The 23,357-nt window shown below is 43.9% G+C and carries 19 protein-coding genes, 1 tRNA gene and 2 pseudogenes; 18 read left to right on the top strand and 4 right to left on the bottom strand.

The genetic code is table 11. The features are described 5' to 3' along the window. Nucleotides 1–109 precede the first annotated feature (109 nt). The 5 genes and pseudogenes from RAC86_RS09320 (at nt 110) to RAC86_RS09340 (ending at nt 3,615) form a co-directional block, all read left to right on the top strand. Nucleotides 110–1,774 carry a glycoside hydrolase family 13 protein gene (locus RAC86_RS09320; protein WP_072565193.1) on the top strand — a complete coding sequence of 555 codons (1,665 nt, stop codon included), beginning with the start codon at nt 110–112 and terminating at the stop codon, nt 1,772–1,774. A gap of 26 nt (nt 1,775–1,800) precedes the next feature. Beyond that, nucleotides 1,801–1,933 (top strand): annotated as a pseudogene (locus RAC86_RS09325) (hypothetical protein). Next, nucleotides 1,893–2,291 (top strand): secondary thiamine-phosphate synthase enzyme YjbQ, encoded by a 399-nt coding sequence (locus RAC86_RS09330; RefSeq protein WP_072182189.1) that lies wholly within the window; start codon nt 1,893–1,895, stop codon nt 2,289–2,291. The pseudogene RAC86_RS09325 and the gene RAC86_RS09330 overlap by 41 nt, the downstream one beginning before the upstream one ends. A 13-nt stretch (nt 2,292–2,304) precedes the next feature. Then, nucleotides 2,305–3,336, top strand: coding sequence for a nitronate monooxygenase (locus tag RAC86_RS09335; protein WP_014114946.1), 1,032 nt, complete (start codon nt 2,305–2,307; stop codon nt 3,334–3,336). A gap of 24 nt (nt 3,337–3,360) precedes the next feature. Beyond that, the gene (locus RAC86_RS09340) at nt 3,361–3,615 is read left to right on the top strand and encodes a hypothetical protein (RefSeq protein WP_014114945.1); all 255 of its coding nucleotides are present in this window, start codon (nt 3,361–3,363) and stop codon (nt 3,613–3,615) included. A gap of 12 nt (nt 3,616–3,627) precedes the next feature. On the opposite strand, the gene RAC86_RS09345 is transcribed toward RAC86_RS09340, so the two are convergent. After that, a complete protein-coding gene (locus RAC86_RS09345; RefSeq protein ID WP_072565192.1) occupies nt 3,628–4,365 on the bottom strand; it encodes a protein-glutamine gamma-glutamyltransferase in 738 nt (245 codons plus the stop codon). Between the two features lie 159 nt (nt 4,366–4,524). Between RAC86_RS09345 and mcpB the strand changes: the two genes are divergently transcribed. From mcpB to rhaA, 10 genes and pseudogenes are all read left to right on the top strand, one after another. Beyond that, the gene (gene mcpB, locus RAC86_RS09350) at nt 4,525–6,513 is read left to right on the top strand and encodes a methyl-accepting chemotaxis protein McpB (RefSeq protein WP_072565191.1); all 1,989 of its coding nucleotides are present in this window, start codon (nt 4,525–4,527) and stop codon (nt 6,511–6,513) included. A 175-nt stretch (nt 6,514–6,688) separates the two neighbouring features. Further along, on the top strand, nt 6,689–8,680 hold the full coding sequence (gene tlpA / locus RAC86_RS09355; RefSeq protein WP_072565190.1) for a methyl-accepting chemotaxis protein TlpA: 1,992 nt from the start codon (nt 6,689–6,691) through the stop codon (nt 8,678–8,680). A gap of 266 nt (nt 8,681–8,946) precedes the next feature. After that, nucleotides 8,947–9,843 (top strand): annotated as a pseudogene (locus RAC86_RS09360) (cache domain-containing protein); the annotation flags it as partial. Continuing rightward, complete coding sequence (locus RAC86_RS09365; protein WP_373861660.1) at nt 9,838–10,788, top strand: methyl-accepting chemotaxis protein; 951 nt, start codon at nt 9,838–9,840, stop codon at nt 10,786–10,788. The pseudogene RAC86_RS09360 and the gene RAC86_RS09365, both read left to right, overlap by 6 nt. A 112-nt stretch (nt 10,789–10,900) precedes the next feature. Further along, nucleotides 10,901–12,889, top strand: a complete 1,989-nt coding sequence (locus RAC86_RS09370; protein ID WP_014114939.1) for a methyl-accepting chemotaxis protein — start codon at nt 10,901–10,903, stop codon at nt 12,887–12,889. Nucleotides 12,890–13,024: 135 nt separating this feature from the next. Beyond that, nucleotides 13,025–15,094, top strand: a complete 2,070-nt coding sequence (locus tag RAC86_RS09375; protein WP_072565188.1) for a bifunctional aldolase/short-chain dehydrogenase — start codon at nt 13,025–13,027, stop codon at nt 15,092–15,094. A gap of 59 nt (nt 15,095–15,153) precedes the next feature. Then, nucleotides 15,154–15,930: a rhamnose catabolism operon transcriptional regulator RhaR gene (gene rhaR, locus RAC86_RS09380; protein ID WP_014114937.1), complete on the top strand. Its 777-nt coding sequence runs from the start codon at nt 15,154–15,156 to the stop codon at nt 15,928–15,930. 4 nt (nt 15,931–15,934) lie between these two features. Continuing rightward, nucleotides 15,935–17,395, top strand: coding sequence for a rhamnulokinase (rhaB, locus tag RAC86_RS09385; protein WP_072565187.1), 1,461 nt, complete (start codon nt 15,935–15,937; stop codon nt 17,393–17,395). 14 nt (nt 17,396–17,409) lie between these two features. Then, nucleotides 17,410–17,724: an L-rhamnose mutarotase gene (gene rhaM / locus RAC86_RS09390; RefSeq protein ID WP_061188059.1), complete on the top strand. Its 315-nt coding sequence runs from the start codon at nt 17,410–17,412 to the stop codon at nt 17,722–17,724. A gap of 25 nt (nt 17,725–17,749) precedes the next feature. Beyond that, the gene (rhaA, locus tag RAC86_RS09395; RefSeq protein ID WP_072565186.1) at nt 17,750–19,024 is read left to right on the top strand and encodes an L-rhamnose isomerase; all 1,275 of its coding nucleotides are present in this window, start codon (nt 17,750–17,752) and stop codon (nt 19,022–19,024) included. Nucleotides 19,025–19,064: 40 nt separating this feature from the next. On the opposite strand, the gene iolU is transcribed toward rhaA, so the two are convergent. Beyond that, nucleotides 19,065–20,051 carry a scyllo-inositol 2-dehydrogenase gene (gene iolU, locus RAC86_RS09400; RefSeq protein WP_072565185.1) on the bottom strand — a complete coding sequence of 329 codons (987 nt, stop codon included), beginning with the start codon at nt 20,049–20,051 and terminating at the stop codon, nt 19,065–19,067. 180 nt (nt 20,052–20,231) lie between these two features. Between iolU and RAC86_RS09405 the strand changes: the two genes are divergently transcribed. The 3 genes from RAC86_RS09405 to RAC86_RS09415 all read left to right on the top strand — a co-directional run bounded on the left by RAC86_RS09405 (nt 20,232) and on the right by RAC86_RS09415 (nt 22,498). Then, the gene (locus RAC86_RS09405; protein WP_014114932.1) at nt 20,232–21,398 is read left to right on the top strand and encodes an AI-2E family transporter; all 1,167 of its coding nucleotides are present in this window, start codon (nt 20,232–20,234) and stop codon (nt 21,396–21,398) included. A 92-nt stretch (nt 21,399–21,490) separates the two neighbouring features. Beyond that, nucleotides 21,491–22,321: an undecaprenyl-diphosphate phosphatase gene (locus RAC86_RS09410; RefSeq protein WP_014114931.1), complete on the top strand. Its 831-nt coding sequence runs from the start codon at nt 21,491–21,493 to the stop codon at nt 22,319–22,321. A gap of 104 nt (nt 22,322–22,425) precedes the next feature. Further along, a tRNA-Ala gene (locus tag RAC86_RS09415) sits at nt 22,426–22,498 on the top strand. A gap of 107 nt (nt 22,499–22,605) precedes the next feature. On the opposite strand, the gene cdoA is transcribed toward RAC86_RS09415, so the two are convergent. Then, a complete protein-coding gene (gene cdoA, locus RAC86_RS09420; protein ID WP_061188063.1) occupies nt 22,606–23,091 on the bottom strand; it encodes a cysteine dioxygenase in 486 nt (161 codons plus the stop codon). Between the two features lie 82 nt (nt 23,092–23,173). Then, on the bottom strand, nt 23,174–23,357 hold a 184-nt coding region (locus RAC86_RS09425), incomplete at its 5' end, for a hypothetical protein (RefSeq protein WP_377885529.1).

Below are 23,357 nucleotides of genomic sequence, written 5' to 3' on the forward strand. Positions count from 1 at the left end.
AACGGCTGTTTTTTTTTATGACGGCTGGCGGTTTTCAGAAAAAGCAATGCTGTAAAGCCTTTTTTCTACATAAGATATATAGACCACACACTTAGAAGGGAGTGGCTGTATGAAAAAGGCTTGGTGGAAGGAATCGGTTGTCTACCAAATTTACCCCCGCAGTTTTAAAGATTCAAATGGCGACGGAATCGGGGATATTCAAGGAATCAGATCCAAACTTGATTACATAAAAGAGTTGGGCGCTGATGTCATCTGGATTTGCCCGCTGTATGATTCGCCCAATGCGGATAACGGCTATGATATCAAGGATTACAAAAACATATTAAGCGATTTCGGCACCATGGAGGATTTCGACCAGCTGCTTGGTGACATTCATGAGCTGGGCATGAAGCTGATTATGGATCTTGTCGTGAACCATACAAGCGACGAACATCCATGGTTTATCGAATCCCGTTCATCCATACACTCCGAAAAGCGCGACTGGTATATTTGGAAGGACGGCAAAAACGGAAAAGCGCCGAACAATTGGGAAAGCATTTTCGGCGGACCGTCATGGCAATATGATCAAAAGACTAGCCAGTATTATCTTCACCTTTTTGATAAAAAACAGCCTGATTTGAATTGGGAGAATGAAAAGGTGAGAAATGCCGTTTACGACATGATTAATTGGTGGCTTGATAAAGGAATTGACGGATTTCGGGTGGACGCCATTACGCATATTAAGAAAAAAGAAGGGCTTCCCGATATGCCGAATCCAAAAGGGCTGGACTGCGTTCCTTCCTTCCCCTATCATATGAATGCTGACGGCATAATGGATTTACTAAGAGAGCTGAAAGAAAACACATTTTCCCGCTATCCGATTATGACAGTCGGTGAGGCAAACGGTGTCGCTGCAAAGGAAGCGGCAGATTGGGTTGGAGAAAAAAACGGCATCTTCAGCATGATTTTTCAATTTGAGCATCTCGGCCTGTGGGATGTAGAGATCAATGAAAGCATTGATATCGCTTCCTTCAAACGAATTCTAACTGACTGGCAGGACAGTCTTGAAGGGATCGGCTGGAATGCTTTGTTTATGGAAAATCACGACCAGCCCCGTTCTGTTTCTGTGTGGGGAGATGACGGAGTGTACCTGAAGGAAAGTGCAAAAGCGCTTGCCACTGTCTATTTTCTCATGAAAGGCACACCGTTTATTTATCAGGGGCAGGAACTCGGCATGACAAACGTGGCATTTCCGTCTATTGAGGACTATGATGATGTCGCAATGAAACGCCTATATGAAATAGAAACGGCGAAAGGCGCATCACACGAGGACGTGATGAAGATTGTCTGGAAAAAGGGAAGGGACAATTCACGAACGCCGATGCAATGGAATGCCGATCCATACGCCGGATTTTCTGAAGCCGAACCGTGGATCGGAACCAATGAGAATTACAAATGGCTGAACGCCGAGGCGCAAATAAACGATAAAACATCTGTATACCACTTTTACAAGAGCCTGATCAAGCTGCGCCAAACATACGATGTTTTTATCAATGGGACATATACGCTCATTTTACCGGAAGATCAGCAAATCTTTGCATATCTTCGGAAAAACGATAGCCATACTGCACTGATTGCAGCCAATCTGACAGGAACGCCGACCTTATTTAAGCACTCCGGATTGCCATTGTCATCAGGCGCACTCCTATTGTCAAATGTGGAAACAGACCCGCATAAGCACATGACATCAGTACTGTTAAAGCCGTATGAAGCAAGAATATATCTATGGCGCTAAACTCCAGCCAGAGACTGGAGTTTTTTATTTTTTATCAGGTTTATGAGAGCGGTTTAACAGGAAAAAAAGAACACAGAACGAATTAGCAAATAGAGCGGACAAATGAAAGGAGAAACAAATGCTGAAAACACTGCAAATCAACACGAGCAAACGAGATGAAATGATTGAAATCACCAGCGAGGTGGAAGCGTTTCTTCAAGAAACAGGTGTAACGAGCGGCGCGGCGCTGATTTACTGTCCTCATACGACAGCGGGCATTACAATTAATGAAAATGCCGATCCGGATGTCAAAACAGATATGCTCAGAAGGTTTGATGAGGTGTATCCGTGGGAACACGAGCTGGACCGCCACATGGAGGGCAATACTGCTGCGCACATGAAGTCGAGTACGGTGGGAGCTTCACAGCTTGTCATTATTGAAAACGGCCGGCTGATTCTAGGAACATGGCAGGGCATTTATTTCTGTGAATTTGACGGCCCGCGTACACGGACTTGTTATATCAAAATCATGGGGTAACAGGAGGGTTTTCATGACGGAATGGATGAAAGTATTATCGCTGACAAAACCTGTCATCCAGGCGCCAATGGCCGGGGGGCTTGTCACGCCCGTCCTGGCAGCCGCTGTGTCAAATGAAGGCGCGCTTGGAAGTCTGGCATCCGGATATCTCAGTCCCGACATGCTCGAAAAGCAGATCATTGAGATGCAGCAGCTGACTGATCGAGTATTTCAGGTGAATGTGTTTGTTCCAGAAAGCAGAAAAGAACCGGATGAGGACATCGTTCAAACTTGGAAAAATAAGATTCCGTGCGCCGAACAGGCTCCTTCATTCTCTTCAGAGGAAGAAGAATGGGACGACTTCCATAAAAAAATGAACATCATTCTCAAACACAATGTAAAAGCCTGTTCATTTACGTTTGGCATTCCGCCGGATGAAAGCATTCAAGCGTTAAAGAAAAATGGCTGCTGTCTCATCGGGACAGCTACGACTCCGCAGGAAGCCGTTCTGCTTGAAGAATGCGGAATGGACATCATTGTACTGCAAGGTAGCGAAGCGGGCGGCCACCGCGGGTCTTTTCTGCCGGTCAGCGGAGAATCGACACTTGGCCTCATGTCGCTCATTCCCCAAGCGGCAGACGCCGTTTCCGTTCCAGTGATCGCGGCAGGCGGAATTGCCGACCGGCGCGGTGTCCAGGCCGCTCATTGTCTCGGAGCCCAAGGCGTACAGATCGGGACGCCGTTTCTCATGTGTGAGGAATGCGAAGTATCTGAAGCGTACAGGCGCGAATTAAAAAAAGCGCAAGGAACAGACACACGCCTCACCGCATTGTTTTCAGGTAAGCCTGCAAGGGGTATAGTCAATCAATGGATGAAAGAGCAGCAGGCTGAGGAGGCAAACGTGCTGCCTTATCCATTGCAAAACACGTTAACAAAGCCGATGAGAAAACACGCAGCCAAAGAAAAAGATTCCGGGTACATGTCTTTGTGGGCTGGGCAATCTGTCGGAATGCTGAACAGGCCCGCTGATGTGAAAACGCTGTTAGCCGAGCTTTGCCGAACGTAACTTGATAAACAGAGGTGACAGATGATGAACATTCTTCAATATTCTTATAAAAAAAGAGGGAAAATTGAGTTTGTATTTGAAGGCTGGCCTCACTCAAAAGTTACAATGGCTCCTATCAAAGGCTACTATTTTGTCCGCTTTATCAAATGGAGCAGTCTAGATCCAATTGTGACAAGACATGACCTTGAAAAAATGGAGTGGGCTGCGAACCAGTTTTTCGGCACAGCCCCTTTTTATCGAAAACGAAAAGCATTTGAAACCCCATCGTCTCGAAAATAGGCGATGGGGTTTTTAGCGGACGATGCGGTAAAGAGACGGAACATCCAGTCTGGTCGCCTGAGACAGAAGGTAGGCTGGCTGTATGGCTCCTTTTCTTCTAAAAGAATTCAGCTTATCGATAATTTGCTGTCCGCTTAAGATTCCGAGGCCATGGGCGAAATATTTATCTTCTCGCAGTAAAATCACATTTTCGCCTCTCCACTGGGCTTTTTGCGGATCAAATTCAGGATTTTTAAAATACAAACAATCTCCGAGAAAAAAGTGATGTCCTGTTTCCGTATATATCGGCAATTTCTCATAATGCCAGTCATATAAAATAATTCTGTTAAAGGTGGCATCAAATTTTTCTTCCCCGATGGTATCGATCAAGGCCAAGTAATAAATGACAACAATTGCGGTCGCACATTCAAACGCGTAAAACGGGCCGTTTTCAGCTATGTCCCGAATCGCTTTTGAAGGCGGCATTCTGTATTTCAGCTCTAAGGCGCCTTCCGGTGAAACCCTCCAATGCGCTGTATTCCCGTATGTTTTTAAAAAAGTGGCAAACTTCGCCCCGCTTTTGTGCAGCGTTTTAGCAGCTGCAACGATATTCATCCGCAGTTTAAGCTCAAACATCAGTTCTGCAATTGAATGATAATCAAACTGAACAGGCGTCTCAATCATCTCTTTTAACAGAGGATTTAGATTCTCATCAATCTGCCAGTTTTCAATATCTTGGGGACGGAGCAATTGTCCGGATACAATAATCATCTTTAGCCCCCCTTGTTTTTTATAAGATATGCAAAGGGCTTGGGCAATGAAAGTTAAAAAGACAGAAGACAGCCGAAAAAGAACTTCTTCCATTTTTTATTTTAAAACTTTTTTAAGCAGCCGATATATACTGTATCAAACCTGAAGGAGAAACTGGACATGAAGACTTTTATCAATTGGCTGAAGAAACCGTCTATCTCAAGAAAATTAATCGTCTCATTTATTGCGATTCTCATTATCCCTATTCTTATATTGGAATTTAGTTCTTATCGAAGCGCAAGCGGAAAGCTGGAACAGGAAATTATGGGAAATGCGAAAAGCAGTGTCGATACATTTAATACAACCGTTACAAATGATCTGGGAACAAAAGTGACAGCGGTCACCTTTTTCAGTGAAACTCTTAAAAGCTCCGCATTCAAAGGAAAGTCTAATCAAGAAGAGCTCAAGGCCAAATTTTCACAATACGTATCTATCAATCAAGGGGTAGCCAGAATTTATGGAGGCGCAGAAAACGGCACCTACGTACAAGCACCCAAAGAACAATTGCCGGATGGATACGATCCGAGACAACGCCCTTGGTACCAAGATGCGATGAAGGCAGGCGGTGAAATTGTCGTGACAGATCCTTACGTGGCAGCGAGTGACGGAAGTATGGTCATTACCATTGCCCAGAAGCTGAAGGACGGATCTGGCGTTGTCGCCATGGATATCACCATTGATAAATTGTTAGAACAGATGAAACAAATCAAGGTCGGAAAAGAAGGCTATGTTTTCATTGCAACGAAAAACAAAACCTATGTTGCCCACCAGAACCATAAGGCTGGAGAAAAGCTGTCAGGAGACTGGGTTGCCAAAATGTATGCCGATAACAGCGGTGAACTCCAATACACTCTGGGTAACGAAGATAAAAAGATGACCTATACAACAAATGAACTGACTGGGTGGAAAATAGCCGGCACAATGTATATGGATGAAATAAAGGATGCCTCAAAGTCTGTGCTCATAACAGGCATGATCGTGCTGATCGCTTCCATTGTGGCAGGCGGGTTTTTAATTCTGTTTATCGTTCGTTCGATTACAAAACCGTTAAAACGTCTCGTTCAATCATCGAAAACGATCAGCAGCGGGGATCTGACAGAAACGATCAAAATCCGTTCAAAAGATGAGCTTGGAGAGCTTGGGGTGAGCTTCAATGAAATGGGACAATCTCTCCGCTCACTGATCAGTGCTATTCAGGACTCGGTAAACAATGTGGCTGCATCGTCCGAACAGCTTACTGCATCTGCCGGACAAACAAGTAAAGCCACCGAGCATATCACGATGGCGATTGAGCAGTTCTCAAACGGAAACGAGGAGCAAAGCGAAAAGGTTGAATCCAGCTCTCATCAGCTGAACTTAATGAATGAAGGGCTCCAGCAAGTCTCACAAACATCATCAGACATTGCAAAGGCGTCTATCCAATCAACGGAAATCGCCGGAACGGGTGAAAAGTTTGTCCAGCAGACAGTCGGACAAATGTACTCGATTAATCAATCGGTTCAGCAGGCTGAAGCTGTTGTCAAAGGCTTAGAAGGAAAATCAAAAGACATTACAAGCATTTTGAGAGTCATAAACGGCATCGCTGACCAAACAAACCTGCTGGCATTAAACGCAGCCATTGAAGCTGCGCGTGCTGGAGAATCAGGACGCGGCTTCTCTGTCGTTGCGGAGGAAGTGCGCAAACTGGCTGTTCAATCAGCCGATTCAGCAAAAGAAATCGAAAAGCTGATCCAAGAAATTGTAGCAGAAATCGAAACTTCTCTTCACATGTTTAAAGAGGTCAATCAGGAAGTACAGTCTGGACTTGTTGTCACAGACAATACAAAAGAAAGCTTCCAGAGCATTTTCAGCATGACAAACGAAATCGCGGGCAAATTGCAGACGATGAATTCCACCGTCGAACAGCTGTCAGGCCGTTCACAGCATGTTTCAGCAGCAGTCAGCGGCATTGCCGATGTGTCGAAAGAAAGCTCGGCAAGCATCCAAGACATTGCCGCATCAGCCGAGGAGCAGCTTGCCTCTATGGAAGAAATCAGTTCATCAGCGACCACTCTTGCGCAGATGGCAGAAGAGCTTCGTGATCTGACGAAGCAATTCAAAATCGAATAAAAGCAGAAAAACAGCGCTTATCAAGGCGCTGTTTTTTCGTGAAGGAAATAATCCTAAAGACCTTATATCAACGGTGATATTAGAACTATTTTTCATTTTTACCTTCAATTTCAATGTAATATAAAGGAAGAACCGCCGATATAATTTGTAAATTATTGAAAGAAGGTTCAATAGGATGAAAAAAACACTCACCACTATTCGCAGGTCATCAATTGCCAGGAGACTTATTATTTCTTTCCTGCTGATCTTAATTGTTCCCATTACCGTCCTTTCGGTAAGCGCTTATCAATCAGCAGTTGCCTCTCTTGATATACAGATGACGCAAAGCGCAAAGGAAAATGTTCAAATATTAGATCATATCATTGATGATAAAATCAGCACGACTGAAAAAAGCCTCGCGTTTTTCAGCGATTGGGCTACAGCAGATAAGTTTAAGGATAAAAAGAAAACAGAGATGAAACAGGAATTCAAACAATTTATTCAAATGAATGACAATGTAGCTGCGGTATTTTCCAGCAGTAAAGACGGAGAATTCACACGTTATCCGTACGCAGACATGCCGAGTGACTTTAATGCTTTAGAACGAGATTGGTACAAAGAAGCAATGGCCAATAAAGGCAAAACAATCGTCACTGAGCCTTATGAATCTATTTCATCAGGAAAAATGGTCGTCACCATTGCCCGACAGACGGAGGATGGATCAGGCGTTGTCGCTATTGATATGAAAATTGATGATCTGGTCACAACTGCTAAAGGAATTAATATCGGCAAAGAAGGCTATGCTTTTATCTTAAGCCCAAATAAAAAAGTCATTGCCTACTCCGGAGAAAAAGCGGGAACAGAGTTAAAAGGGGACTGGGTTGATAAGCTCTACAAGAATAAAAGCGGCGACTTTGAATATACGTACCAAGGCAAAGAGAAGAAAATGGCGTTTGCCACAAGCGAAACAACAGGCTGGAAAATCAGCGGAACGATGTATACGGATGAGATCCGCGATGCTGCAAGCAAAGTTCTGACCATGGCTTCAATCGTTCTGGCGATTGCCATCGCAGCTGGAATTACGGCAATTTATTTTGTAATTCGGTCGATCACAAAGCCATTAAGACGCATTGTCACATCAGCTGAAAAAATCAGTGAAGGCGATCTAACCGAAACGATTGAAATCAATTCAAAAGATGAACTCGGTGTTCTGAGCCAGAGCTTCAATCATATGGCCCACTCGCTTCGCTCACTCATTCACGGCATCAAAGATTCAGTAGAACACGTTGCTTCATCATCAGAAGAATTGACTGCATCCGCTGACCAGACAAGCAGAGCTACTGAGCATATTACGATGGCCATCGAGCAATTTTCAAACGGCACCGAAAGCCAAAGCGACAAAATTGAGACAACAACCGGGCAAATTAATGAAATGAACGATGGATTGGCTGAACTGGCGCGGGCTGCCGCAGTGATTACAGAAACATCCGCAAATTCCACAGAAGCATCAAGCGAGGGTGAGACACTTGTACAGAAAACAGCCGGCCAAATGAATACGATTGACCACTCAGTAAAAGAAGCGGAACAAGTGGTGAAGGGGCTGGAAGTCAAATCAAAGGATATCACGAATATTTTGCGGGTTATCAACGGCATTGCAGATCAAACCAATCTTTTGGCTTTAAATGCCGCCATCGAAGCGGCCAGAGCGGGAGAATACGGCCGGGGCTTCTCCGTCGTCGCTGAGGAAGTGAGAAAACTCGCGGTACAATCAGCTGACTCGGCAAAGGAAATTGAATCACTGATCAGCGAAATTGTGAAAGAAATTCACACATCATTGAACGTGCTTCAGTCCGTAAACAAAGAAGTTGAAACAGGGCTTGTCATGACAGGTGAAACAAAACAAAGCTTCAAACATATATCTCACATGACCAATCAAATTGCTTCCGAACTGCAAAACATGAATGCGACGGTTGAGGAGCTGTCAGCAGGAGCTCAAGAAATTTCCGCTGCTTCAAATGATATCACAGCCATTTCTAAGGAAAGCTCGGACGGCATCCAAGATATAGCCGCTTCAGCCGAGGAACAGCTGGCATCCATGGAGGAAATCAGTTCATCGGCACAGACGCTTGAAAGAATGTCTGAAGAACTCCGTGATCTGACAAAACGATTTAAAGTGGATAAGGAATAGTGCTAAATAACTATCTATTTATGGGAAATTAGTTACTTTCGTTAAATTTCTTCTTTTTTACTGTATATATTTACCCATTTCCTGCCGATATGAAGGGTAGCATAAAAAAGGAGAAATGAATGATGAAAAAAATACTCCAACTAATAAAACAAAGATCTATTACACGGAAGCTACTCGTTTCCTTTCTGTCGATTCTCATCATACCGGTTGTCATATTGGCTGCCATTGCGTATCAATCGGCAAGCAGCTCGCTCGACAGACAGATGATGGGGAGCGCATTAGAAAATGTACAGCAATTAAACGAAATCATTAACACCAGCATCGGTGAAAAAGAAAACAGCGCTGCTTACTTCAGCGAATGGCTGACAAAAGAGAGATATAATGCAAAAAGCAATGCAAGTATTAAAGAGAAATTCTCACAATATATCAGCATAAACAAAGATGTAGAATCCATTTACACAAGTGACAAAAACGGGCGCTTTACCCGTTACCCGGATCTTCAGATGCCGAGCGATTATAACCCGGTTGAACGCGACTGGTACAAAAAAGCGGTTGCGAATAAAGGGAAAGTCGTGGTTACAGACCCGTATAAAACAGCCTCTACGAACACAATGGTTGTGACAATCGCTCAACAGACAAAAGATGGTTCAGGCGTTATCGCAATCAACATGACGATTGAAAATCTGCTGAAAACAACTAAAAAAGTCAACATCGGCAAACAAGGCTACGCATTTATCATGACGAAGGACAATAAGGTTGTCGCCCATCCTAATGAAACCTCAGGAACTGAATTGAAAGGTGACTGGACCGATAAAATGCTAAATGCTGATAAAGGCGATTTTCAATATACCATGGACGGCGATAAGAAAAAAATGGCCTTTGACACAAACAAGTTAACGGGTTGGAAAATTGGCGGCACCATGTATTTGGATGAAATCCATGAGGCAGCCCAGCCTGTCCTTCATCTTGCTTTAATTGTCTTGGCCGCAGCTATTATCATAGGAATTATTGTCATGACACTGATCATTCGGTCGATTACAACGCCGCTGAAACAGCTTGTCGGTTCCTCTAAGCGGATCAGCGAGGGAGATTTGACTGAAACCATTGATATCCGTTCAAAAGATGAATTGGGCGAACTCGGCAAAAGCTTTAACAATATGGCGTCGTCACTTCGTTCTCTCATCCACGCTATCCAGGATTCCGTGGACAATGTTGCTGCTTCCTCTGAGGAGCTGACCGCATCAGCCGCGCAAACGAGCAAGGCAACAGAGCACATTACATTGGCGATTGAACAATTTTCTAACGGCAATGAAAAACAAAACGAAAACATTGAAACTGCAGCAGAGCACATTTATCAAATGAATGACGGATTGACGAATATGGCCCAAGCTTCTGAAGTCATCACAGATTCATCTGTTCAGTCAACAGAAATTGCAAGCGAAGGCGGCAAGCTTGTTCATCAAACCGTCGGCCAAATGAACGTCATTGACAAGTCTGTAAAAGAAGCAGAACAAGTCGTACGCGGATTGGAAACGAAATCGAAAGACATTACCAATATTTTGCGTGTGATTAACGGTATCGCAGACCAGACGAACCTGCTTGCCTTAAACGCAGCAATTGAAGCGGCGCGCGCAGGCGAGTACGGCCGAGGCTTCTCCGTTGTAGCGGAAGAAGTGAGAAAACTGGCAGTTCAGTCAGCAGATTCAGCAAAAGAGATTGAAGGATTAATCATCGAAATTGTGAAGGAAATCAATACATCTCTCGGCATGTTCCAGTCTGTCAATCAAGAGGTGCAAACAGGCCTTGACATCACAGATAAAACAGAAATAAGCTTTAAACGCATTTCTGAAATGACGAACCAAATCGCCGGCGAACTGCAAAACATGAGTGCAACGGTTCAGCAGCTTTCTGCCAGCTCCGAGGAAGTTTCTGGAGCGTCCGGGCACATTGCATCGATTTCAAAAGAAAGCTCAGCTCATATACAAGATATCGCGGCGTCAGCCGAAGAGCAGCTTGCTTCCATGGAAGAAATCAGCTCGTCAGCAGAAACCCTTTCGTCGATGGCGGAAGAGCTTCGCGATATGACAAAACGATTCAAAATCGAATAGTAAGCCAAAACACCCGGGCCTGTACGCTCGGGTGTTTTTTTTAGTTTTTTTATTAAACCTTTTATCCTAGTTTGACGATATTAGATTTAGCTTAAAGGAGGAGTCAACTAGAATGGGAAAAATGATACAATGGATCAAACAGCCATCGATCAGCAAACCGCTTATCGCTGCGTTTCTGGCAGTGCTTATTTTGCCGGTTGGGGTTTTAGCATATTTCAGTTATCAATCAGCTTGGAACGCACTGGACAGGGAACTTACGAGTAGTGCAATGGGGAACGTTGAAGAGCTCAACAGCACCCTGCAAAACAAATTGAATAATAAAGTAAAAGCAATTGATTATTACAGTGAGACGATCGATAAAGATCTATTACAAGGAAAAAATAAAACCTCACTAAATGAGAAATTTAAGCAGTATACAACATTGAATGCCGATGTAGGCGCAATCTATGTTGCTTCAGAAGATAAGAAGCTTTACAAATATCCGGATAGCGGCGTTCCTAAAGGCTTCGATCCGACAGGGCGTGACTGGTACAAACAAGCCGTTGCGAAAAAAGGACAGGCTGTTTTCTCAGAACCGTATACTGATGAAGCAACAGGGGATATGGTTGTCACAATTTCAAAACAATTAAAAGACGGTTCAGGGGTTATAGCACTTGATTTAAATCTGGATGAAGTGCTTTCCGCTTCACAGAGAATCAAAATCGGCAAAAACGGCTTTGCCTTTATTACAACGGGCAACAAAAAATATATCGCCCATCCGACGATTAAGCCTGGGACAACTGGATCCGGCGACTGGACAAACCAAGTATATTCCAAAGGAGAAGGCTCATTTGAATATACTTTCGAAGGCAAAGAAAAGAAAATGGCCTTTACGACAAATAAACTGACAGGCTGGAAAATCGCGGGCACGTACTTTGTCAGTGAATTGCAAGATGCTTCAAGCCCGGTTCTGAACACAGCGATTATCATTCTATGCGTGTCACTTGTCATCGGCGGCATACTTATTCTCTTTATTATCAGTGCCATTACCAAGCCGTTAAGAAAACTGGTTTCTACATCCGCGAAAATCAGCAGCGGAGATCTGACAGAAGTCATTGATATTCACTCGAAAAACGAGTTTGGACAGCTTGGCGATAGCTTTAACGAAATGTCTGCCTCATTGCGTTCTGTGATCGGGGTTATTCAAACGTCTGTAGAAAACGTCGCTTCATCTTCTGAAGAGTTGACGGCAAGTGCAGCCCAAACGAGCAAGGCAACCGAACATATCACACTTGCCATCGAACAGTTCTCAGATGGCAACGAGGCGCAAAGCGAGAAACTGGAAACAAGTTCAAACCATCTTTCTCAAATGAACGATGGGATTTCAAAAGTGGCTCAGGCTTCTTCAACGATTACGAAGTCATCGATCCAGTCCTCCGAGGCAGCAGGCAGCGGAGAAAAACTGGTGGAGCACACAGTCGGTCAAATGAAAACAATCGATCAATCCGTTCAAAAAGCGGAAGCGGTGGTGAAGGGTCTTGAAACAAAATCGCAAGACATCACAAGTATCTTGAATGTGATTAACGGCATTGCTGATCAAACCAACCTGCTGGCATTAAATGCTGCGATTGAGGCGGCAAGAGCGGGAGAATACGGAAGAGGCTTCTCAGTAGTTGCGGAAGAGGTCAGAAAACTTGCCGTACAATCAGCAGGCTCTGCCAAGGAAATTGAAGGGTTAATTCAAGAGATTGTCAGAGAAATCAGCACTTCGCTTGCGATGTTCCAATCTGTGAATCATGAAGTGAAGGAAGGCTTGCAGATTACTGACCAAACAGCGGAAAGCTTTAAACAAATCTACGAGATGACAACCCAAATTTCTGGTGAATTGCAAAACCTAAACGCAACGGTTGAACAGCTGTCAGTTGGATCGCAGGAAGTGACAAGTGCGGTTGAAGACATTTCTGAAGTGTCGAAAGAAAGCTCAGCAGGCATTCAGGACATCGCAGCTTCGGCGGAAGAACAGCTTGCTTCCATGGAAGAAATCAGCTCTTCAGCTGAAACATTGGCAAACATGGCGGAAGAACTTCAGGACATCACGAAGAAATTTAAAATTGAATCATAATAATGAAAGAGAAAGCGGCATCAGCTGCTTTCTTTTTTTATTGAAAACAAAAATAAACAAAAACAATTCAAAAATAAACAAATATCATATATAATGAAAACGGATACAAATAAAAGGGACGGAGGAATATCAAATATGGTGAAACATGTATGGGATTCAGAGCGTGCTGCACAGCTGCCGAAAGGTGTAGAGGAATTGGTGTACAGGTCCAATCTGATCGGGTCAGATCGCACTGTCTGCAACTGGGGTGGCGGGAATACGTCTATGAAAACAACGGAAAAGGATTTCAGAGGCCGTGAAACAGAAGTCATGTGGGTGAAAGGAAGCGGTTCAGATTTGGCAACAATGACAGCGCATAACTTTACCGGTTTAAAATTAGATGACATCCGCCCGCTGATTGAAAGGGACCACATGTCAGATGAAGAAATGGTAGACTACTTGTCTCATTGTATGATAGACAGCAAACATCCCCGTCCTTCAATTGAAACGCTGTTACACGCTTTTCTGCCATACAATCATGTTGACCATACCCACCCCGATGCGATTATCAGCATTTGTTGCGCTGATAATGGAAAACAAATTGCAGAAGACATTTACGGAAACTGGTTTGTATGGGTGCCATACGTCCGCCCTGGATTTACTTTGTCTAAAATGATCGCTGAAGGCGTAGCGAACAATCCCAACGCCGAGCTTGTGTTAATGGAGAAACACGGCTTAGTCACTTGGGGAGAGACGTCTGAAGCATGTTATGAAAAAACGATATCCATCATTCAAGAAGCCGAGCAGTATATTAACGACCGGATCAATCCAAATAAGATATTCGGAGGCAAAAGATATCAGCCGCTGCCGGAAGATCAAAGAAAACAAATCTTGGCAGGCATCATGCCTGTGATCAGAGGCGCTGTAAGTGAAGAAAAGAAAATGATCCTTTCCTATGATGATCATGACGACGTCTTGGAATTTGTAAACAGTGTTCAAGCGCCAGTGCTCTCGCAAATCGGTGCGGCATGCCCGGATCACCTAGTTCACACAAAACGGGTTCCGCTGTACATTGAGTGGAATCCGGAAACTCAAGATGTGCGCAAGCTTGTGGAACTGGTCAAGTCAGGAGTCGAGCATTTTGCATCAGAATATCATGCTTACTTTACACGCAATCAGCAGGAGGGGGATCAAATCTTTGAATCAGCCCCGCGGGTGATATTGATTCCTGGCATCGGAATGGTGAATACGGGAAAAAGTTATGCCATGTCTAAAGTGAGCGGCGCTTTATACCGGAGAGCCATCGCCGTTATGAAAGGGTCAACAGCTCTTGGTCACTTTGTTTCTTTAAATGAAAATGAATCCTACCATGTCGAATATTGGCCGCTCGAATTATATAAGCTCACGCTAGCCCCGCCGGAAGCAGAATTTTCCCGTAAAGTAGCGTTGATAACAGGAGGAGCCGGCGGAATCGGCAGTGCAGCATGCCGACGCTTTGCAGCTGAAGGAGGGCACGTGATCGCTGCTGATCTTAATATAGAGGGTGCACAGAAAATTGCCGGGGAAATAAACGATGCATACGGAGAAGGACGGGCAATGGCTGTCAAAATGGATGTGACAAAGGAAGAGGAAGTACGGTCAGCCTTTGAACAAGCGGCGCTTGCTTACGGCGGCATTGATATCGTCGTCAATAATGCCGGACTGGCCACATCAAGCCCATTTGACGAAACAAGTCTAAAAGAATGGAATCTTAATATGAATGTATTAGGAACTGGCTATTTCCTTGTGGCCCGTGAAGCGTTTAAACAAATGAAACAGCAAAGCAGAGGCGGAAGCATGGTATTTGTCGGATCTAAAAATTCGGTTTATGCGGGAAAAAACGCCTCTGCCTACAGCTCGGTAAAAGCGCTTGAAACCCATTTGGCGAGATGTATCGCAGCAGAGGGTGGAGAATTCGGTATTCGGGTCAACTCCGTTTTGCCTGATGCGGTTCTTCAAGGATCGGCAATCTGGGGGTCAAGCTGGCGGGAGGAACGGGCCGCGGCGTACGGGATTGAGCCAGATCAGCTGGAGGAACATTATCGGAAACGAACGGCGCTGCTCGTCAATATTTACCCGCAGGATATTGCCGAAGCCATCGCATTCTTCGCTTCTTCTAAAGCCGAAAAAACAACGGGCTGCATGATCACGGTAGACGGCGGCGTCCCGGCTGCTTTTACGCGTTAGAAATATGCTATGATAGAAAAACAATAAGACGGATTATGATATGAGGAAGGGCGTTACCAATGCTAGTAGCAGAACGGCAGCAAAAAATAGTGGAAATAGTGAATATGCGTTCAAGCATCCGTGTATCCGAATTAAGTGACATATTTTCTGTCACAGAGGAAACCATTCGGCGCGACCTTGAGAAGCTTGAGAAAGAACATAAACTGAGCCGGAGCCACGGAGGAGCGGTCAGTATTCAGCAGCAGGAATCAGAAGTTCATTTTTCTGAACGGGAAATTACAAATGTCGTAGAAAAAAAAGCCATCGCTCATGAAGCGGCCAAATATGTAAAGAGCGGAGACCGAATCATTCTCGATGCAAGCACCACCGCCTGGTACATGGCGAAAATACTCCCTGATATTGAGCTCACCGTCATTACAAATTCAATGAAGGCAGCCTTTGAGCTCAGCAATAAAGAAAACATATCAGTCATTTCGACAGGCGGCATTTTGCTGGTAAAATCATTATCGTTTGCCGGCCCGTTAGCAGAGCGTTCACTTGAGACCTATCACGTCAACAAAACCTTTCTGTCATGTAAAGGCTTTGACATAAACAACGGGATGAGCGACTCAAACGAGTGGCAGGCGCTGCTCAAAAAACGGATGATCGAAAGGTCGGACCAGACCATTTTGATGGCCGATTCAAGCAAATGGGGGAACCGCGAGTTTTCACATATTGCCTCGCTGCAAGATGTCAGCCGCCTTATTACGGATTCTGGACTTGATCCGGCATCGGTAAAAGCTCTCGAGGACAAAAAGGTGAAGGTGACAGCTGTTCCTCTTTCGAAGAGAGGGTGAAAGGATGATTTATACTGCCATTGATATAGGCGCATCAAGCGGGAGAATCATGGTAGGTGAACTGAAGGAAGGGAAGCTTGACATACAAGAGATTCACAGATTCGCTAACGGTTTCAGTCAAAGAGACGGGCATTGCTTTTGGGATATTAATCATTTGCTAAAACAAATCCTGCAAGGACTGCAAAAAGTAAAGACGCTTGGGTATGAACACTGCACCGTAGGCATTGATACATGGGCAGTTGATTATGTCTTACTGGACGACAAAGGCGATCGGTTGCGGGAAGCAATATCCTACCGTGATAGAAGAACAGATCACACAATAGACAAACTGGAACATACCCTCTCAAAAGCCGCAATCTATCAAAAAACAGGAATACAATTTCAGCCTTTCAACACGATTTATCAATTGTATGAAGAAGACCGTGAGCTGCTGAAAAAGACAGATAAAGTCATGATGGTTCCTGATTATTTAGGCTATTGTTTAACCGGAAAAGCCGTAACAGAAATCACAAATGCATCCACAACACAGCTTTTAAACGTCTCAACCGGAAAGCTTGATCCTGAATTGCTTGAAGCCGTGTCTGTTCAGGAACAGCAATTTGCTCCGCTGACTGAACCGGGGCGTGAGCTCGGGATGCTGAGAAATGATTGGTTTCCGGATTATGATCTGCCGACTTGCAAGGTGATGACAGTCGCAACGCATGATACTGCCTCGGCCGTCATCGCGGCCCCAGGTGTAAACGATAGCTGGGCGTATATCAGCAGCGGAACATGGTCGTTAATCGGGGTTGAAAACAAAACGCCGATATTAACCGACCTGGCTTTAAAAAACAACTATACAAATGAACGCGGCGCAAACAACACCATTCGTTTTCTCAAAAACATCATCGGCATGTGGGTGATACAAGAAGTAAGACGGCAATTACAAGCAGATTACTCTTTTCAGCAGCTTGCAGAAGCAGCCCGAAAAACAGAACCATTTCAGCAGTTTATAAACTTAAATGATGAACGTTTCCTGAATCCAGACAGCATGATAGAGGAAATAGAACATTATTGCAGAGAAACCCGCCAAAAGATTCCCCACACTGCAGGCGAACTTGCCTGTTGCATCTACAGCAATTTAGCCATCATCTATGCGATAGCCATCAAAGAGCTGGAAACGATCACAGAAAAACCGATTGAGCAGCTTCATATCATCGGCGGCGGAGCCCGAAATGATTTCTTAAATCAATTAACAGCAGACATGAGCGGAAAAGCGGTATACGCAGGGCCCATAGAGGCAACCGCCATCGGAAATCTGCTGATGCAAATGATTGCTGCCAAAGAAGTCAAAGACATAAAAGAAGCCCGGCAAGCCGTCAGAAATTCCTTTCCGATCAAAGTGTTTACACCAAAAGACATTGACAGAAGCACGATCATTCAGTCATTTCATCAAACTGTTGTGAAAGCGCTATCTAAAAGGTGAAGAGGTGATCAGGTTTGATTAGAAAAGCCAGTATCATGTTTGTCCATCAAGACAAGTACGAAGAATACAAACAGCGGCATGATGACATTTGGCCTGAAATGGCAGAAGCACTCAAAGCTCATGGAGCGCACCATTATTCCATTTTTTTAGACGAGGAAACAGGCCGGCTTTTTGCTTATTTAGAAATAGAGGATGAAGAGAAGTGGAGAAAGATGGGAGACACAGAAGTTTGCCGGAGATGGTGGAAATCGATGTCGCCATTAATGAAAACAAATCCAGATTTCAGTCCTGTTTCGATAGATCTTAAGGAAGTTTTTTATTTGGATTAAAAAACTGAAAAAGGGAGAGAGCCGCATGACCATAAAAACCAATTATGACAGTGCAAAACAGGCATATGAAAAATGGGGAATTGATGTTGAAGAGGCGCTTCGGCAATTAGAGCAAGTGCCCATTTCAATCCACTGCTGGCAGGGTGATGACATTGAGGGCTTTGAAGTAAATAAGGGTGAGCTTTCAGGCGGAATTGACGTGACCGGCAATTATCCCGGAAAAGCGCAAACCCCTGAAGAATTAAGAAGAGATTTGGAGAAGGCTCTTTCTCTCATTCCTGGAAAGCACCGCGTAAACCTGCATGCGATATACGCAGAAACAAACGGGGAAGCGGTAGAACGGGACAAATTGAAGCCGCATCATTTTGAAAACTGGGTGAAATGGGCAAAAGAGCTCGGTCTCGGTTTAGATTTTAATCCGACCTTGTTTTCGCATGAGAAAGCGGCTGACGGACTCACCCTTTCACACCCCGATCCGACCATCAGGGAATTTTGGATCAGGCATTGCATCGCTTGCCGCCGTATTGGAGAATACTTCGGGAAAGAATTAGGCACACCTTGCTTGACGAATATTTGGATTCCTGACGGCTATAAGGATATCCCGAGTGACAGGCTGACACCGCGTAAAAGACTAAAAGAATCACTGGATCGGATCTTCGCAGAGGAGATCAATGAACAACACAATCTTGATTCGGTCGAGAGCAAGCTGTTCGGGCTTGGTTCTGAATCATATGTTGTCGGATCTCATGAATTTTATTTAGCTTACGCTTTGACGAATCATAAGCTTTGTTTACTTGATACAGGCCATTACCACCCGACTGAAACGGTATCAAACAAGATCTCGTCAATGCTGCTTTACACAGACAAACTCGCCTTGCATGTGTCTCGGCCTGTTCGCTGGGATAGCGATCATGTTGTGGTTTTAGACGATGAATTGAGAGAAATCGCTCTTGAAATTGTACGCAATCAGGCTATCGAGAAGGTCGCCATCGGCCTGGATTTTTTCGATGCCAGCATTAACCGTGTTGCCGCCTGGACCATTGGAACGAGAAATATGATTAAAGCTTTATTGTATGCATTGCTTCTCCCGAACGGCTATTTAAAACAATTGCAGGAAGAGGGCCGCTATACAGAAAGGCTGGCGCTGATGGAGGAATTCAAAACATATCCTTTCGGGGCCATCTGGGATTCCTACTGTGAGCAAATGGGCGTGCCGGTAAAAGAGGCATGGCTTCATGACATAAAAGAGTATGAACAAGAGGTGCTTTTAAAGAGGAAGGCATCTTCTCCGATTGTCTAATAAAAAAATCCGCCGCGGCATTTGCACGCGGGCGGATTTTTTAGGCTTGATCAGCAGGGTACACAATCCCCATTTGCTTTCTTGCTTCTTCCATGATTTTTGCAGTGATCATTGACCGTTCAAATGTATTTTCTTCAGATTCCTGTTTGTTCTCTTTTATGAGCGTGACAAATTCTTCCGCTTCGTAGAACATCGCCGGTTTAGGATCGTGAATCGAAATATTTTCCAGACGGCCATCGCGATAGCGGATTTCCACTCGTTCTGGCCGGTGAATCGTATCGATTACAATCGTCCCGTCTTCACCCTGGATTTCCGCCGGGGCATAGGAAGTTGAGATTTTAGAATGCATCAGAACGGCTTCGAACCCGTCGTAAGACAGAATGACGGTTCCTTCCCCATCCACTCCGGAAGATAAAGCGTACCCATTCGCTTTCACATCCTGCGGCTCACCAAACAGCACGACGGCAGGATAAATACAATAGACTCCGATATCCATTAATGACCCATTGGAAAGCTCAGGCTGAAACGCATTCAAGACGGTACCGTTTCTGAACGCGTCATACCGTGAGGAGTACTGGCAGTAGCTCGCGGTAAATCTGCGGACAGTGCCGATTTTATGTAGGTGGTTTTTCAGCTCTTTAAAATTCGGCAGGAAAGTGGTCTTCATCGCTTCCATGAGGACAACGCCGTTTGCCTTAGCCGCTGAAATCATCTCTTCCGTTTCTTTTGTATTCGAAGCAAACGGCTTTTCGCAAAGCACATGCTTGCCATGGTTCATAAAGAGAACGGCTTGTTCCTTGTGAAAGGCATTCGGACTGGCTATGTATACGGCATCAAAGCAATCGCTTGCCGCCATTTCCTGAAGGTCTGAGAAAGTGTGTTCAGCGTTATGTTTAGCAGCAAACTCGGCAGCGCGGTCAGCCGATCTTGAATAAACAGCTGTCAGCTGAAAATCTTCTATCTCCGCTGCTGATTCAAGAAAGCGGTCTGTAATCCAGTTGGTTCCTATTATTGCAAAACGTATCACTCTTATCGCTCCTTTTGCATGATATAGCTAAATTATAGCTTAAAAAGGAGAAAAGCACATGATAGATCAAATCACATTTTTAAAGCAAGGAAGTTTTTCCAGCAATTAACGGTTTTTATTTTTCATTATAGGGACGATAGTGTACAATTTAATTAAACTATATATGACGGAGGAACGATAGTGGAGACGTTGCAAACATGGAGCGGCAGATTCAAGCGATTCTTCTTGGACAATAAGTTTGTTTTATTTTTGCTTGTGCTGCTGCTGATTGGTTTAAATATTCTCGTTTTTACAAAAACATCATTTATTTTCACCCCGATTATTGTTCTTCTCAAAACGATTTCACTGCCGATTATTTTAACAGGCATTGTTTATTATCTGTTAAACCCAGTCGTCGATTTCCTTGAGAGAAGAAGAATTAGAAGAATCTATTCTATTTTGCTGTTATATCTATTGATTATCGGGCTGATCACGATCACGATCGTGTCCATCATTCCCTTTTTAAAAGAACAAATTATGAGTTTGATTGACAACATACCGAGATATGTGGATGTCGTTGAAGATCAGACGAAACAGCTGATCGGCAGTAACTTCGTCAATCAGGCCCAGCAAACAATGAACATCAATATATCTGATCTCGCAACAAAGGTTTCAGATCAGGCAGCGACGATTGTGAACAGCACCTTTACCGGCGTTGGGAATTTTATCGGTGCTCTGACTGAGATTATCATTTCAATCGTTACGGTTCCGTTTATTCTTTTCTATTTATTAAAAGATGGAAAGAAATTGCCGGTCTACATACTAAAGTTTGTGCCGACTCGATTGAAAGAACAGACATACACAGTCTTAAGCGAAATGAATCATCGGTTAAGCTCTTATATCAGAGGCCAGATCATTGTCAGCTTCTGTATCGGCTTTTTGCTGTTTATCGGTTATTTGATAATCGGGCTGGATTATGCTTCATTGCTTGCCGTCATTGCGGCTTGTACAAGCATCGTTCCGTATTTAGGACCGACGATTGCCATTACGCCAGCGATTATCATCGCCATAGTGACATCGCCGCTCATGCTGCTCAAGCTGGTGATCGTTTGGACCATTGTTCAGCTGATTGAAGGGAAGCTGATTTCGCCGCAAATTATGGGAAAAAACCTTCATATCCACCCAATTACGATTATTTTTCTGCTGTTAACAGCCGGCAAGCTGTTTGGCGTTGTTGGAATCATTCTAGCAATTCCGGGCTATGCAGTTGCCAAAGTCATTACGACACATTTATTTGACTGGTTTAAAATGCGGTCACATTTATACGACGAAGAAAAAAATGAAAATACGTCAGGTCATAAAGTGTGATTTTCGTTTATAGTTATATAAGACGGGCTTTCCATTTATGGAAAGCTCCCGTTGTGTAAAAAAATAAATGTCTAATGGGGAGAATCAAAATCATGACTCTATGGGAATTGTTTGTAGCTGCCATTTTAGGAATCGTAGAAGGATTAACAGAGTACGCGCCGGTTTCTTCGACAGGACATATGATCATAGTAGACGATATCTGGCTTAAATCAAGCAATCTGATGTCAGAAGAAGCTGCTAACTCATTCAAAGTGGTTATTCAGCTAGGCTCCATTTTAGCAGTAGTTATCGTGTTTAAAGATCGGATTTTGAATTTGCTCGGCTTGAAAAAGAATATTACAAGCGACCAAAAGCAGGGACATAAATTAAGCATTGCCCAAATTGCCGTCGGGCTCGTGCCTGCAGCTGTTCTAGGCTTTTTGTTTGAAGATTACATTGATGAATATTTATTTTCCGTTAAAACTGTGGCCTTTGGTTTAATCGCCGGGGCAGTCCTGATGCTTTTTGCTGATTGGGTAAATAAACGGAAAGCAGCGACAGATACCCTCGACCGCATTTCCTATAAGCAGGCGATAGGGGTCGGCTTATTCCAATGTCTTGCCCTTTGGCCTGGTTTCTCGCGTTCCGGTTCAACCATTTCCGGAGGCGTTATTCTTGGTTTGAATCATCGCGCGGCAGCTGACTTTACGTTTATTATGGCAATGCCGATCATGATGGGAGCAAGCTTTCTAAGCCTTGTGAAGCATTGGGACAGCTTAAGCTCGGATCTGATGCCGTTTTTCATCGTCGGCTTTATCTGTGCCTTTGTTGTCGCGCTGTTTGTCGTCCGTTTCTTCCTAAAACTGATTAACAAAATCAAACTCGTCCCATTTGCAATCTATCGAATCATTCTCGGTGTGATTTTACTTTTGATCATGATGTAAGTTAAAAAAAGGCTCTTTTCGGAGCCTTTTTTTTCTGTCAATTTAAGAGGAAACAGCTTGTTTTTCAAAAAAAAATCATCTATAATAAATTTGACGTTACATACGGGGCCATAGCTCAGCTGGGAGAGCGCTACGCTGGCAGCGTAGAGGTCAGGGGTTCGAGCCCCCTTGGCTCCATACCTGTAAACCCTTATTCTATAAGGGTTTTTTTGTTTGTGAGGAAAAGGCCATTCGCTGAACCCTTTTGTTGTTCAGAAATCAAAGTAAAGCAGTTCACCTGTAAATCATGAATTTTCCAATACACCCCTTTGTTCCTCAAAGACCGTCATGTCTTCCAAAGGGGGTGAGTAGACATGAAGAGACACCATTCGTTCGGACGTAGGATTGGACATTTTGTGAATTAAACCTTTGGTTGAAATAAGGCATTCTCCTTCGTGGACAAAGTATGAATTAGAGAGTTCTGCGTGTTCGCCGGTTGAGCGATAAATTGAATTAAGAAGCTTTCCTTCTAGCACCATTGCACAACCAATGGATTGGCCATGATCGTGGACTGCTGTCTCCTTGTTTGGCGGAATGTTAATAACGATAATTTCCAATTCGTTGTTTCTATAGATGGCATTTCGGCCGTAAGCGTACTGGTCTGGTTCCTTAATATACGGTTGACTCAATTTTGATGCGTTTGGAATTTGTTTTAAAGAAGTTGCCAAATCTTTAATCGATGGATTTTTCAAGCCGCTAAAAATGTCTTGGATGCACTCATACAGTTCCATTCGTTTTTGCCTCCCGGATTATTTAAAATTTACAAACATTGGTATTTCGCAGATTAATTTATGGTATTTACCCATACACAATTTAGAGGCGGCAAACGCCCAGTGAATAAAAAAATTGTGCGGCCAAATGTTGTCTTATCACCAATTTATTCGAGTTTATTAGTGGGAATAGGGAATTGAAAGGGTTAAAGCCGCCTTGTCTCCAAAATACGATATCGGTCAAAAGCTGTTCAGCTTTTATTTTTTTGCTTGAAATTTGCGCCATT

This window comes from Bacillus sp. LR_5 (assembly GCF_042709275.1).